Origin of the sequence: Hyella patelloides LEGE 07179, from assembly GCF_900659865.1 — a bacterium.
In the GTDB taxonomy this organism is placed as follows: Bacteria; Cyanobacteriota; Cyanobacteriia; order Cyanobacteriales; family Xenococcaceae; genus Hyella; species Hyella patelloides.
In genome coordinates this window covers 1-14,104 of record NZ_LR213948.1, presented here as the reverse complement: position 1 = coordinate 14,104, position 14,104 = coordinate 1, and the positions used below count along the sequence as shown (strand labels likewise).

At 40.4% G+C, this 14,104-nt stretch carries 10 protein-coding genes and 1 pseudogene; 5 read left to right on the top strand and 6 right to left on the bottom strand.

Going from position 1 to position 14,104, the window contains the following annotated elements; translation table 11 throughout:
- Positions 1 to 154: 154 nt before the first annotated feature.
- The 3 genes and pseudogenes from H1P_RS22830 to H1P_RS22820 all read left to right on the top strand — a co-directional run bounded on the left by H1P_RS22830 (position 155) and on the right by H1P_RS22820 (position 3,825).
- Positions 155 to 1,276, top strand: a pseudogene (locus H1P_RS22830) (RNA-guided endonuclease InsQ/TnpB family protein).
- 712 nt (positions 1,277 to 1,988) lie between these two features.
- Positions 1,989 to 3,614 carry a group II intron reverse transcriptase/maturase gene (gene ltrA / locus H1P_RS22825; RefSeq protein ID WP_144871676.1) on the top strand — a complete coding sequence of 542 codons (1,626 nt, stop codon included), beginning with the start codon at positions 1,989 to 1,991 and terminating at the stop codon, positions 3,612 to 3,614.
- Positions 3,615 to 3,630: 16 nt separating this feature from the next.
- Positions 3,631 to 3,825 (top strand): hypothetical protein, encoded by a 195-nt coding sequence (locus tag H1P_RS22820; protein WP_186376095.1) that lies wholly within the window; start codon positions 3,631 to 3,633, stop codon positions 3,823 to 3,825.
- 406 nt (positions 3,826 to 4,231) lie between these two features.
- Here H1P_RS22820 and H1P_RS22815 read toward each other — a convergent pair whose 3' ends face one another.
- On the bottom strand, positions 4,232 to 4,918 hold the full coding sequence (locus H1P_RS22815) for a TerC family protein (RefSeq protein WP_144871672.1): 687 nt from the start codon (positions 4,916 to 4,918) through the stop codon (positions 4,232 to 4,234).
- Between the two features lie 160 nt (positions 4,919 to 5,078).
- Between H1P_RS22815 and H1P_RS22810 the strand changes: the two genes are divergently transcribed.
- Entirely contained in the window at positions 5,079 to 6,851 is a 1,773-nt protein-coding gene (locus tag H1P_RS22810) for an N-acetylmuramoyl-L-alanine amidase (RefSeq protein WP_144871669.1), read from the top strand.
- 139 nt (positions 6,852 to 6,990) lie between these two features.
- Here the strand turns inward: H1P_RS22810 and H1P_RS22805 are convergent, their stop codons facing one another.
- The 5 genes from H1P_RS22805 to H1P_RS22785 form a co-directional block, all read right to left on the bottom strand.
- Complete coding sequence (locus H1P_RS22805; RefSeq protein WP_144871667.1) at positions 6,991 to 7,677, bottom strand: class I SAM-dependent methyltransferase; 687 nt, start codon at positions 7,675 to 7,677, stop codon at positions 6,991 to 6,993.
- Between the two features lie 149 nt (positions 7,678 to 7,826).
- Positions 7,827 to 8,756: a helix-turn-helix domain-containing protein gene (locus H1P_RS22800; protein ID WP_144871665.1), complete on the bottom strand. Its 930-nt coding sequence runs from the start codon at positions 8,754 to 8,756 to the stop codon at positions 7,827 to 7,829.
- A gap of 104 nt (positions 8,757 to 8,860) precedes the next feature.
- Positions 8,861 to 10,627: an ABC transporter ATP-binding protein gene (locus tag H1P_RS22795; RefSeq protein ID WP_144871663.1), complete on the bottom strand. Its 1,767-nt coding sequence runs from the start codon at positions 10,625 to 10,627 to the stop codon at positions 8,861 to 8,863.
- Positions 10,628 to 10,699: 72 nt separating this feature from the next.
- Positions 10,700 to 11,644: an aldo/keto reductase gene (locus H1P_RS22790; RefSeq protein ID WP_144871661.1), complete on the bottom strand. Its 945-nt coding sequence runs from the start codon at positions 11,642 to 11,644 to the stop codon at positions 10,700 to 10,702.
- A gap of 143 nt (positions 11,645 to 11,787) precedes the next feature.
- Positions 11,788 to 12,156: a hypothetical protein gene (locus H1P_RS22785; protein WP_246141915.1), complete on the bottom strand. Its 369-nt coding sequence runs from the start codon at positions 12,154 to 12,156 to the stop codon at positions 11,788 to 11,790.
- Positions 12,157 to 12,285: 129 nt separating this feature from the next.
- Between H1P_RS22785 and H1P_RS22780 the strand changes: the two genes are divergently transcribed.
- Positions 12,286 to 13,809 carry a GMC oxidoreductase gene (locus H1P_RS22780; RefSeq protein WP_144871657.1) on the top strand — a complete coding sequence of 508 codons (1,524 nt, stop codon included), beginning with the start codon at positions 12,286 to 12,288 and terminating at the stop codon, positions 13,807 to 13,809.
- The last annotated feature ends 295 nt before the right edge of the window (positions 13,810 to 14,104 follow it).

Sequence of the window (14,104 nt, the reverse complement as noted above, 5' to 3'; positions counted from 1 at the left end):
CACCATTATATCCACATGAGCAAAAATCGAAAAGATGTAAGATTTTCGGAAGCTGGATGAAAAGAAATTTTCACGTCCAGATTTCACAGAGAGGGGCGAGAGATAATACTCTCCCTCGACTCTACCAAATCAAAGCAAAGCAAAGCAATATCAACTGACAGCAATTGACGAAGCTATTAGAACTGGTCAATTTGTCAGAAATAAAGCCTTGCGCTATTGGCTAGACAATAAGGTAGTCAACAAATATGACCTCAATAAGTATTGTCGAGTCATAGCCAAAGAATATCGTTTTGCGTTGGAGTTAAACTCTACTGCTAGACAGTCATCAGCAGAGCGAACTTGGAGTGCTATTAGTCGTTTCTTTGACAATTGTAAAAAGCAAATCAAAGGAAAAAAAGGATTTCCAAAATTTTAAAAACACTCTCGTTCGGTTGAATACAAACAGTCTGGCTGGAAGCTAGACGAAAAAACCAAAAAACACATTACTTTTACTGATAAAAAAGGTATTGGTAGAGTTAAACTTGTTGGTTCGAGAGATATTTACTTTTACCAACCCGAACAAATAAAGCGGGTTCGATTGATACGTAGGGCTGACGGATACTACTGTCAATTTTGCATATCAATTGAAGTAAAAGAAAATGTCGAACCTACAAGTAAAGCAATTGGTTTAGATGTTGGTTTGAAATATTTCTACGCCGATAGTAACGGTCATACTGAGGCTAATCCTAGATTTTATAGACAGGGCGAAAAAAAGTTAAATAAACTCAATCGTCGTAAATCTAAAAAATTTAAGAAAGGTCAAAAACAATCAAACAACTATCATAAAGCTAGAAATCGTTACGCACGGGTTAACCTGAGAATAAGTAGACAGCGGGAAGAACACGCCAAAAGACTGGCGCGTACCGTATGTACTTCTAACGATTGTATTGTCTATGAAGACTTACAGGTCAAGAATCTAGTTCGCAACTCAAAGCTGTCTAAATCAATATCTGATGCTGGCTGGACACAATTTCGCAGATGGGTAGAATATTTTGGCTGGAAAATGGGGAAAATAACCATTGCCGTTCCACCACAATACACTTCTCAGGATTGCCCATCGTGCGGTAAACGAGTCAAAAAATTTCTCTCTACTCGCACTCATGTTTGTGAATGTGGATATACAAAAGATAGAGATATTGCAGCTAGCATTAATATCCTTAAAAAAGGACTATGTACGGCGGGTCACGTCGGGCGCGATTCGTTCGTCAGAAATCCAGAGGTTCTCTGGAGGGATTGACGGCAAGGGAATCAAAGAGAAAGTGCCTCAATCTTTCTCAGAACCTTGACAACTTATCTTTCGTAAGAGTGAGGTTATATACCAACGGGCGGTTGGAAATCAACGCCTGGGGAAATCTACCCTCTGCCGTAGCTGGTGAGAACCTGCTTCCACAAGGTAGGTTGACGAACCAGGAATCCTAGGAATAGGAGCGTCAATCATACAGTATAATCAATTCTCTTCTTCTGAATGCCTCAGAAGACAGCGTAACCCACATCTCTGAGACCGACTATCAAAAGGGGTGAAGCGCATGGGTTAAATGCGGGTAACTGGAAGCCTAATCTGGAATCCCCGCTAGCACAGATAAATATGATTACGCAAGAAACCTACGTTTGAACTATCGTCCATCCTGAAGTAGCCCAAGAGGCTGATAGGCTGCGTTCAAAAGAACATAGTGAAATGGTATCCCCTGTCCCGATGAGGAAGATACAGGCATCTAAAAGTAACTCGGTAGATAGTAGGAGTCTAAGTTGATCGCAATAACGGAAGATAGGAACGAAGTAACCTCTATGGATTCTCTCAAGTAAGGTCGAATGCTTGAGTAGGAAGTCATCCGCAAGTCCTATAGAGGAGGGATAGTTTCAGAAGCTAAAGCCTTTGGGAAAGCCAAAGGATATGCAGACAGAAACACGGTAATTAGGAAGATAAAGTCAACAAGTAGAGTTAAAACGTTATGAACACGGCTCAACCGATGTATGAATGGAACACAATCCCCTGGCACAAACTAGAAAGGACTGTGTTTAAGCTTCAACGTAGAATTTATCGAGCCTCATTAAGTGGCAAACGTCAGCAAGTAAGAAAACTTCAGAAACTTTTATTAAGCTCACGGTCAGCCAAACTACTCGCAGTTAGACGGGTTAGTCAAGATAATTCTGGCAGGAAGACGGCAGGTGTTGATGGAGTTAAATCAATCAACCCAAAACAACGTCTAGAATTAGCCAAAACACTTGACCAAAACCACAAGGTAAAACCAATTAGAAGGGTATGGATTCCCAAACCTGGAAAAAAGGAAAAAAGACCTAAAGGTATCCCAGTGATGCGAGATAGAGCCTCGCAAGCTCTAGTTAAGATGGCATTAGAGCCTGAATGGGAAGCCAAATTTGAAGGAAACTCGTTCGGTTTTAGACCAGGACGCAACTGTCACGATGCAATCCAAGCCATACACGATATGCTCAGGCATCATGGAAAATTCGTCCTAGATGCCGACATAGCAGGATGTTTTGACAACATCAACCACGATGTATTACTGGATAAAATCAACACTTATCCAAAGTTGAGACGCTTAATATCAAATTGGCTCAAAGCAGGAATTATGGATGGTGATAATTACACCAAACCTAAAGCTGGTACACCTCAAGGCGGAGTCGCAAGCCCGTTACTTGCCAATATTGCCCTACACGGCATGGAAAATATAATCAAAAGCATAAGCAAAAAGGCTTACTTTGTCCGTTATGCGGATGACTTTATAGTGCTTCATAATGATTTAAAGATTATCCAAAATTGTAAAAAGGCATTAGAAATTTGGCTTAACAACATAGGGCTAGAACTACAACCATCAAAGACAAAAATAACTCATACTCTCAATGAATATGAAGGAAATCTTGGATTTGATTTTCTAGGATTCAATATCCGCCAATACCAAATGAGTAAATATCGCTCAGGTAAAAGAGGTAAAGGTTTTAAAACCTTAATCAAACCTAGCAAAGACAGTATAAAAGGACATCTGAACAAAGTTAGAGAGATACTTGATAAAGGTAAAGCCCTTCCAACCTCCGCAATCATTAAACAATTAAATCCCGTCATCCGAGGATGGACTAAATACTTCTCAACCGAAGTAAGTTCTGAAGCCTTTAAATGGCTTACTCATAAAACGGTATTAATGCTAATGAGATGGAGTCGTAGAAGACACCCTAAGAAATCTCTTACGTGGGTGGGGAAGAAATACTTCACTACACATAAAGGATATCAATGGGTTCTTTATGATGGAGAGCTAAAACTCTTAAGACACTCTGAAACTCCCATCAAAAGATGGATTAAAATAGCTGGGAACAGAAGCCCCTACGATGGAGACTGGGTTTACTGGTCTAAACGTATGGCAAAATACCCCCAACTATCCAAAGAAAAATCTTACTTGATTAACCAACAAAAAGGTATCTGCCCACATTGTAAATTGCACTTCAATACAAACGACCTATTAGAAGTGCATCACATAGATGGTAATCATCACAACAACAAGTGGAACAACAGACAACTTTTACACCGACATTGCCATGACATGGTACATAAGACAAATGCCTAATTCACTGAAGAGCCGTATGAACGAAAGTCTCATGTACGGTTCGGTAGACCAGCCAAAATGGCGACATTTTGGACTGAGTTCAACAACTTACGCTACAGGAGATTTGCCCTCTTGGTCAGTTGGCGCAAGCCTATTGGTTAACGGCGAGTCGCTGAATGTAGAATCCCCCACTAAAAGCAATGATGAAGCGAAATCGAAATCAGTGGTTTAGTGGTGGGAGTGTTCAATAGTAAAATCAAGTAACAATTGAATTTTATAAAAATCCTAATTAGGGAAAATAGCTAGAAGAGAGCAACTTACGATTGAGCTTAAATAGGGTTTTCTCAAAAAGTAAGGCGGGGCATCGCCCCACCCTACCTCCGACACGTTCTTTGATATCGCTTCTAATTTCCTGTTTCAGACTTAGCAGGCTCAAAAATTTCTAATTGGATGCCGTCTGGATCTTTGAAGTAGGCAAAAGTAGCCCCTGTTAGATCGGGAGAACCATCTTTGTCTGCAAATTTGTAAGTGGTGCATTAAATTCTACTCCTTGTGCCTTCAATTGCTCATATACGGTTTGTACAACCAGCCAATAACAACTAACACAAAATTTCAGGTTATTTATGCATAGGATGAGCTTAAGAATTTTCCATGGTGCGCTCGGAAAAACCCCAAACGAATAAAACCAAAATAAACCCAATAGTAACCCACTCAGGAATAATTAATCCTGGCATTACTGCTTTAAGCAATAAACGCAAACCAACAAAACCTACCGTGATAAATCCAGCATCTTCGAGATGTTTGTATTCTTGTAACCAACGGATAAATATTTCTGCCAAAAATCTGAGGGTAATTACACCAATAGTTCCTCCAGTAACGATCAACCAGGTATCTTCCGCTATGGCGATCGCTGTTGTGACACTATCAAGGGAAAAGGCTAAATCTGTCATGGCAATAGTGGGTACAATCCGCCACAACGACGAAAACTTTAAGGAATTATGTTCTGCTTCTGTTTCTTCTTCCGAAGACGTAAAATAATCAAATGCCAGCCACAATAAATAAAACGCCCCAATTAGCTCAAATTGCCAAAACTGTACTACCCAAGTAGCAATGACAATGAGGGTAATACGTAAAATGTAGGCTCCAACCAAGCCAATATTGAGAGCTTTGCGTTGTAATTCTGGATCTTTTAAGTTTTGAGCGATCGCAGCTAAAGCGATCGCGTTATCCGCAGACAAGACAGCTTCTAGGACAATTAAAATTAACAAGATAAGAGGAGTCTGTACTCCTGAATCTACCAAATAATCAACGGATTCTTCTAGCATTAAGGTTTTTTATCAAAAAAAAATCAAATTAGCAATTTCTAAAATTACTATTAAAGATTTTAACTCTTGTGAGAGAGAAATCTTCCAATGTTTAAACTAAGTAGAACTACTGGGGGTTTTTATTTAGTACTCTTATAAATAGATTTTTCACATCAGTTTTATGAAAAATATTATTCAAGTAACCTTTATTGCTTCTCTGATTTTGAGCGGAATAGTAGGTCATAGTTTAGTTGCCAAAGCACAGCAATCTTTATCGGTGGTTTATCCTCCACAAGATCATCAAACCACATCCGAACAAATTTTTCTCATTGGTACAGCATCCCCAGAAGAAGCAGTTTTAGTTAATGGGGAAAGCATTAAAAGAAGTCCCGCAGGACATTTTGCTCCTAGTTTTCCTTTAGAATTAGGCGAAAATACTTTTCAGTTGCGTCACAATAATCAAGATTTAGAAATTACCGTTACGAGGGTTAGCAATGAGCCTACTATTCCCACAGAAGTCGCTTTTGCCGAAAATTCTTTAACTCCTGCGGTAAATATTATCAAGTTACCAGGGGAAACCATTTGCTTTAGTGCTGTTGCACCACCAGAAGCCCAAGTATCAGTAAATTTACCTGGGGTTACAATTCCTTTATTAGCGGAAACCGAATCAGTTACTTTACCCCCTAATTCTGGAGTGTTGGTAGGAGAGAATACACCCAATAGTAGTGTAAGCACAGGAAAATATAGGGGTTGTCATCAGTTTGAGCGAGTAGGTAATTTTGGGAAGCCGAACTTTGAAGTTAGTTTGAAAGAGGAAAGCTTTACCCAACAAGGGGAAGGAGAAATAAAAATTGCTGCTGCTAATAGCTTAGAAGTAGTTGAGGTGATTGAAGATGGTGGCATAGCCAGAACAGGTGCATCCACAAATTATTCTCGTTTAACTCCTTTACCCAAGGGTACAAGAGCTAGGGTTACAGGGAAAGAGGGGGAATGGTTACGTTTAGATTATGGTGCATGGATTAAAGCCGAAGAAACTCAACCTTTACCTAGTAATACTCCTACTGATTCTTTGATTCGTAGTGTTACCTCTCGACAATTAGAACAAGAAACAGAAATTATTTTTCCTTTACAAGCACCTGTACCAGTAGGTATTCAGCAATCAGATGAGAGTATTACTCTGACTTTATATAACACCACCGCCCAAACTGATACGATTCGTCTTGATGATAATCCTTTAATCAAACGTCTTGATTGGCAACAGGTAACACCCAGAGAAATCGCCTATACTTTTCAGTTAAAAACCGATCGACAATGGGGTTACAACTTACGTTACGAAGGAACAACTTTAATCTTTACTTTACGTCATCCTCCCCAAGTAAGCATCAAATCACAATTACCTTTAGAAGGGATAAAAATTTTACTCGATCCTGGGCATGGTGGAGCGGAAGCTGGTGCTAAAGGTTCTACAGGTTATCCTGAAAAAGAGATTAATTTAGTAATTTCTCAGCTATTAGAAACCGAATTAACTAGACTTGGTGCAACGGTTTATTTAACTAGAGAAACTGATATTGATTTAGGTTTGCAAGAACGAATTGATATGATTAATGAAATTAAACCCGATCTCGCTTTTTCGATTCACTATAATGCTCTACCCGATAATGGAGATGCCGAAAATACTCAGGGAATTAGTACTTTTTGGTATCATCCCCAAGCTCACGATCTAGCGATATCTCTACAGGATTATTTAGTAACCACTTTAGACCGTCCTTCCTATGGCGTATTTTGGAATAACCTAGCTTTAACCCGCCCTCATATAGCTCCGACAATTTTACTAGAATTAGGATTTATGATTAATCCTTGGGAATTTGAATGGATTACCGATACTAATGAACAGCAGAAATTAGTAAAAGCGATCGCAGGAGGCATTGTTAAGTGGGTGCAAGATGAGGGATGAGGGATGAGGAGTGAGGTAATAGTTAATCTTGTCACTTGCTACTTGTAACGGACTCTAATTATAATCACTCCGACCTTAAATCATCGCCGTTTTCAGACCACATTAAATAAAATTATAATTTCGCCCACATCAACTGAAACTATTGTGATAACCAGCCATGAATCCAAGTTCCTTGATACATCTTTTTAATTTGTTTAAATCCACTAGAAGCTAAAAGTTCCAACTCTCTATCTTCTGTTACAAATGGTACATTCATAGTATTCTCGACCAGTTTGTCGAGATGTTCGGGTGGCATTCCATTATTTTGTGCATGACGCTTCCAAGCCAATACATCATCCCTAAATTCTGCTGTTTCTTTCATAGCTGCAGCATCTACCAAAATAAACGGAGAATTCGGCTTTAATTTTGTTTTAATTGTTTGTAGAATTTTAAGCTTTGAGCCATCATCGGGAACAAAATGAAGAGTCAAAAAGCAAGTAGCAGCATCAAAATCTCGCTCCTCAAGATTAAAAACTTCCTTTCTGTGTAATTGGACATCGTTCTTTAAGTCTTCTTGTTGAATTCTTATATGGGCTAATTTAAGCATTTTCTCGGATAAATCGACACCGACAAAGCTCCAACTGGGATTATACTTTCCCAAAGAAACGATCTCTTCGCCACCACCAGCACCAACCACCAAAATTTTGGCATCTTTTGTTAGTTTATTTTCAAAATAACACCTTGCCATTAGAAACAAGGCATCACGTCCAGGTATACACTGTCGTGCTTGTAAAACATAATCATCAATTCCTGTTAAGATGTGCTTTTCAAAATCTGTTTCTGACATAGTTGCAACCTTAAAATAGTTTTGCCAAATAATTTCGATCTAGAGTTGAAGTGGTTTTTGATTTAATGTAGTTTATCAACGGTTTAATTGAATAGTCTTATAAATTCTTATCGGCTTTATCAAAAACTTGCCCACTTATAGAATTGAAATTATGAATTTTTACGATAAATACTAGGAGTTGTGCCTGTTAATCGACGGAATACTGTTGTTAAGTGACTTTGACTAGAAAAATTTAAGGTATAGCTAATGTCTGCAATTGATAGCTGAGGATTGTTTAGTAATTCTTTGACTTTTTCAATTTTGCATTCCAGAATATATTTGTGTGGTGATATTCCTGTAGTTTGTTTAAATGCTCTGGCAAATCGAGAAGGGCTTAACTCTACTACTTGAGCTAATTCTGATAAAGATACAGACCTTTCTAAATTTACTTGAATGTAAGAAATTACTTGCTGGAGTTTCTTTGGAGAAAGCTTATCAGACGGTAAAGTAGGAATTTTGTCTGTAGTTGAGTGATGTCTCAACAAATGAGTTATCAATAAATTACTGACTGATTCAACATAAAGATTTGTCGGTTTTCCTTGTTGAAATTCTGTTTGTAAAGCAATTTCCTTGTTGAAATTCTGTTTGAAAGCAATTCCAAGTTGCTCGATAAACTTATCTTTAGCTGTCCACTGCGGTACGATCCTAGCTGGTTTAAAATTTAGGTCATCTATTGCTTGAGAGATTAATTCAGGGGCGAGATTAATAATTAGTTGTTCTGCTGGTTGTTCGATCCAAGTTTCGTGAGGTAAATCTGGAGAAACTATAGAAATACATCCACTTTTAACAAATTGGTATCGCTGTTTTCCCGTTTCAGTTTGCCACTTTACATGAATTGCGGTTTGTTTTAAGGGAATACTTATTTTAAGATGCGGATCGCTATGTTCTTCAAAATGATTAGGTTGAATACTAACATAAGAAATTCCTGTTTTTTCTACCTGTACTATTTTTTCAAAAATAAGTGGTACTGGTTCGTTTTTAGGAGTTGAACATAAAAGACTATTAGTATTTTTTGTATTTTCAACTTGAAACTGATTCATGATTAGACCTCTTGCAAAAATAATACCCTTTCTCACGCAACGTTGACTTTTGACTTCACTCAACCAGAGTTTATTGGAGTGGGTGCAAGAAGTCTAATAAAAGGTCAGATTTGTAAACCATGTAGTGTGGCAAAAATACCTCTGTTGGCTAACAAACGATCGTAATTGCCAATTTCAGCAATTTTTCCTTTTTCCAAAACCACAATCCGATCTGCTTGACGAATTGTGGAAAAGCGATGGGCGACGACAAAAGTGGTACGCTGTTGCATGAGCCGTTCCAAAGCGGATTGAATTAGTGATTCTGATGCAGTGTCTAAAGAAGCTGTCGCCTCGTCGAGAATTAATACTCTGGGATTACGAATTAAAGCACGGGCGATCGCCAATCTTTGTCTTTGTCCTCCCGATAATTTGACTCCATTTTCGCCAATTGTGGTTTCTAATCCTTGGGGTAACTCCTCAATAAATTCACGGGCGTTAGCATCTTCTATTGCTTGTTGCAGCAGTGTATCACTTACTCCCTCGCTACCATAAAGGATATTTTCTCTGACTGTTCCTGCAAACAAAATTGTTTCTTGAGAAACCACGGAAATAAAGCGTCGGTAAGTTCTTTTATCAAGGGTACTTAAATCTCGACCATCAAGTAAGATTTTGCCCCCAGTAGGCTGTACGAAACCAATAATTAAATTTAACAAGGTGGACTTTCCCGCACCAGAATAACCCACCAGCGCAATAGTTTCTCCTGGTTCAACTCTGAGAGAAAAGTCAGTAATGGCAATGGTTTCAGTATGAGGATAGCCAAAGCTGACTCTCTCGAACAGAAAACTACCCCGCACTTGGGATAGAGCAGCTTTACCTTGATTTTGTTCCAGTTCAGAACTCTCCAAAATTTCACCAATGGAGCTAATGGCTTCAAATCCTTTGCCCAATTGAGGTAAGACATTGAGAATCTGCACAATAGCCATGGTTAAAGAATCAAAATAGCCCGTTAACAAGACAACATCCCCAATACTGATATTCATCCGATCTGTGAAAGCCAAGCTAGCCGAAGTAACCAAACAAATGCTGCTAAATAAGCGTAAAGTTACCCAGGAAGAAGCGTTGGTAATGGCGTTAATCGAATCTACTCGAATAGCAGCTTGTTGAACATAGTCTAACTTCCCCTCCGTTTTACTCATTTCTGTAGTTTCCACACCATGCGCCCTAGTCAGAGGAATCAGCTTTATCATTTCAATCAAACGAGCCGACATACTTTCCATCTGCTGTCGCAAAGCATGATTGCGCTCTTTGAGTGGTTTTCGTAACATCTTGATTAAGATTGCAGCAATCGGCACGGTAGCACCAAAAAACAGCAGAAACCAAGGAACTCGAATTGCTGTTACGACTATTGCGATACAGATCGTAATTAGGGTAGAGGGGAAAAATTGAAAAATTTGATTGGTTAAGACTTGAATCGCTTCGACATCCCGCAGTAGCTTACTTTGTAAAGCTCCCGTATTATGTTTGTGATAAAAACTCAGAGAAAGTTGCTGTAGCCTTTGGGCGATCGCAATTCTCAACCGAGATTCCATCTTGCGGGTAGCAAGGCTCATATATCGTCTGTGCAGGTAATGAGTGGGAATATTTTGTAAAATAGACGCGCCTAAAACTGCTCCATTGAGCCAAAGTTCTCTCAAGGAATGCTGTGCTGGTTGGGAAATAATATCGATGATATTAGCTACAATTAGGGGTCTAAGCCACTCAGGACTGTGTTTAATCAAGAAAAACAATAGTGAAAGCCCGATATTACTAAAATCTCGACGATAAAGATTGATTAGGGTTTGTAAAGGGCGATCGCTTTTATATTCGGCATACAAGAGTTGAGAACTAGGCATTCTACTTCTATTCACAGGGAATAGGGAATTTCTTTTGCACGAGTACTTACTAGTTTATTGTTCGCATTGGATTCAATAGTTGAGACTCAACAAACTGAGTTGTTCCACATCTTCTGAACTGAGTTGCCAACCCATAGCTCCTGCATTTTCGGCTGCTTGTTGGGCATTTTTTGCCCCAGGAATAGGAATTACGTTTCCTTGTGCCATTAACCAATTTAATGCTACCTGCCCACTGTTTTTTTGGTATTTTTCGCCAAGTTGCTTCAATTGGCTAATTATCGGTTCAATTTTACTTAATCCTGAAACTGAAAATTTAGGGTCGAGTTTTCTAGCTCCTGTAACTTTTTCTTGTCGTTCGGGGGTATATTTTCCCGTTAGTAATCCTTGGGCTAGAGGACTGTATGCGAGGATTGTTACTCCTAATTCACGAGCTTTTTCTAAAATACCGTTTTTTTCGATCTGTCTGGTTAAAAGAGAATAGCGAACTTGATTAACATTTAAAGTCACATCATACTTTGCAAGAAGTTCATGAGCCTGCTGCATTTGAGTTGCAGAGTAGTTGCTAACTCCCACAGTAAGAATACGACCCCGCAGAACCTCGTCGGCTAAGGCTTCCATCAAGGTTTGTTGACCCATAAAAAAGTCAAAAGGCATATGAACTTGATAAAGAGCTATTTGTTCGACACCAAGTCGCTCAAGACTAGCAGTTAAAGCATCTGCTACTGCTTGTTTGCCAAATCTCCAGGGTAAAGGAAAAAATTTAGTAGCTATCTGTACTGGTTGAGTAGTTTGCTTGAGAAATCTTCCTATCAGCTTTTCTGATTCTCCCAAGCCATAAACTTCGGCGGTATCAAAAAAAGATGCACCACTAGCCACTGCTGTGGCAAAAGCTTTCTCTACTTCTGTTTCTCCGTAGTCAGAGCCATAGCCCCAAAACAAACTATCGCCCCAAGCCCAAGTACCAATACCTAAAGTCGGAAGAGAAATGTTGCCTAAAGAGAGTTTATTTGTTTCCATTAGTACTGTATATTTGGTTCTTACTTTAGTTCTTACTTAAGATTACTTTACAATATTCTTCTGACTTGGGTCTTTGATAACATTTCCCAGTTGAGTATCAGCCCACACTAAGCAGGTGAGCGTAATTAAAACGTCAAATGTATCTATTTACTCATAGCTTGAACCAAAATTTCGGCAATTTCTGGGCGAGTAAATTCTTGGGGAGGAGTTTGACCGTTACGCAGCATATTACGGACTTTAGTTCCAGAAAGGTGGATTCTTTCTTCAGGAGTAATAGGGCTGGTTTTAGCTGTAGTCATCCCTGCTGTACGTTTACAGTAAAAAGCGTGTTCAAATTTAATTGGTTGAATTGCAAGCTCCTCTGGGGTAAATTCTTCAAAGATATGTTGTGCGTCATATGTGCCATAAAATGTCTTCCTTGACGTTTTGACGGATTGATTTTCAGCGATCGCTACTATTGACTGAGGAGATCTATGCTCTTTTTCTAACTTAGAATAGTTTCCTCGTGCCACAAGCGTTATACTGCTATTTAACTTCAGCCAGTGGTTTTTAATATAATACGAAATGTATTGCTACGATTTTAGCAAGCTCAAAAAGCTCAAAACCTTGGCTTTTTAATGTTTTTTGCAGGAGAGAATCGTGTGATTACCGATATTATCGACTTGGGCGATCGGACAAAGCTGCGGGGACAGATGGTGGTGATTGGTTCTGGAATCGCTGGTGCTGAGATAGCAACGCACCTCGCGCGTCATGGTAGAGAGGTCGTATTAGTAGAGAGCGGGCGCGAAAAATTAGAGCCCTCGATCCAGGCATTGAACGATGTCAACTTTCTCAGCAAACGCCATCGCGAGTTGAATCCGAACTCGCACTACCAGCGATATTTACCACCTGAACTACGTGGAGTTAGTCGCGTGCGTCAGTTTGGCGGTACGAGTAATGTCTGGACAGGCAAATGGAAGTATATGCAGCCGTCAGATTTTGAGACAAAACCTTGGATTGCCAACAGTGGCTGGCCAATAAGCTTCTCCGATCTCCTGGAGTACTACCGTTCCGTGGCAAAAGCTTACGGATTTGGCGATTTAGAGGCAGAAGCGATGCGTCCTGAAATTGCGACACTGCGAGAAAAAGTCGCTGCTGGCGGTTTAAAAGCGGACAGCTTCTATTGGGAGCGGACACCTACACGCACGGCAGAGCGATTTGGTTCGGAGATGCGCCACTCGAAAAATTTGCAAGTAGTACTAGGCGCGACAGCAACTGAGTTGATTCTCGATGCTTCCCATCGACGCGTGACTGGGGTCGCTTGCCGTTCGCTTGAGGGTCGAGAACTTATTGTCGAAGGCGAGGCAATTGTCCTTGCAGTCGGGGCGTTTGAAAGCGCGCGCCTCCTCCTGGCCTCTAACCGTCAACTTCCTGGTGGGATCGGCAATGAACACGACCTTGTCGGTCGCTTCTACATCGATCATTTTAAACACGATACTGGAACATTGTGGTGGGGGCCCCTAGTTCAAAAATACGCCTTTGAGATGCAGTACTGGCCCAAACCCCGTTTCTGCGTGTGCTTTATGCTGGACGACGCAACTAAGCGAGAACATGAGCTGCTCGAACATTCCTTATTCCTGATGCCGATCTACGAGAAGCCAGGGGAACGACTGCGACGAATCTTGCAAGGTCGTCCCGCCTGCCGAGACAGCAATGGTCCAATCGCTGCCTACCGAGTCAAGTTTATTTCTGAGCAGTTTCCACACAAGGACAGTCGCGTGAAGCTAGGAAAGGAATGCGATCCCCTTGGTCAGCAGAAGTTGGAGGTAGACTGGCAATTCACCAACCACGATCGGCGATCGCTGGAGAAGGCACTGCAACTTTTCACGCAGCGGGCCGAGAAAGTTGGGATTGGAACTCTTGACTTTGGGGACAACCCGCCAAGATTAGAGACTATGAGCGACGCAGCTCACCAAATGGGAACCACTCGTATGGCAAGTTGTCCGAAAGAAGGTGTTGTCGATACAAATTGTCAAGTGTTTGGTACCGAAAATCTTTATGTGGTTAGTTCAGGAGTGTTTCCGACTGGCCCAACCTACTCGCCCACCTTGACAATCCTGGCACTCGCGCGCCGACTTGGTCAGCATCTGCTACAGAAGATACCAACTTCGATTGGTGCAGAATAATTCTCTTAATTCAGATAGGATTGCTCAAGAATAATCTGTTTCAAAAAATATCCCGTCTTGGTTTTGTGTTTCTTGGTAGCTATGGAATAATGTCAGTTTTTGCTGAGAAAAAAACAGGAATAGGTAATGCTTGATAGACCTTCATTTTCTTCCTTTTATAAGACAATAAGGGCGTTGCTGATTTAGCGAACGAGTGCGCGACGGCGAAGCCGAGTCCTTTAGGGGTCTTGGGCGGGGCTTACAAGTTCTGCCGTGAAACGACAGAATCAGCCCCTTGGGTTTCCCTCAATGAGCA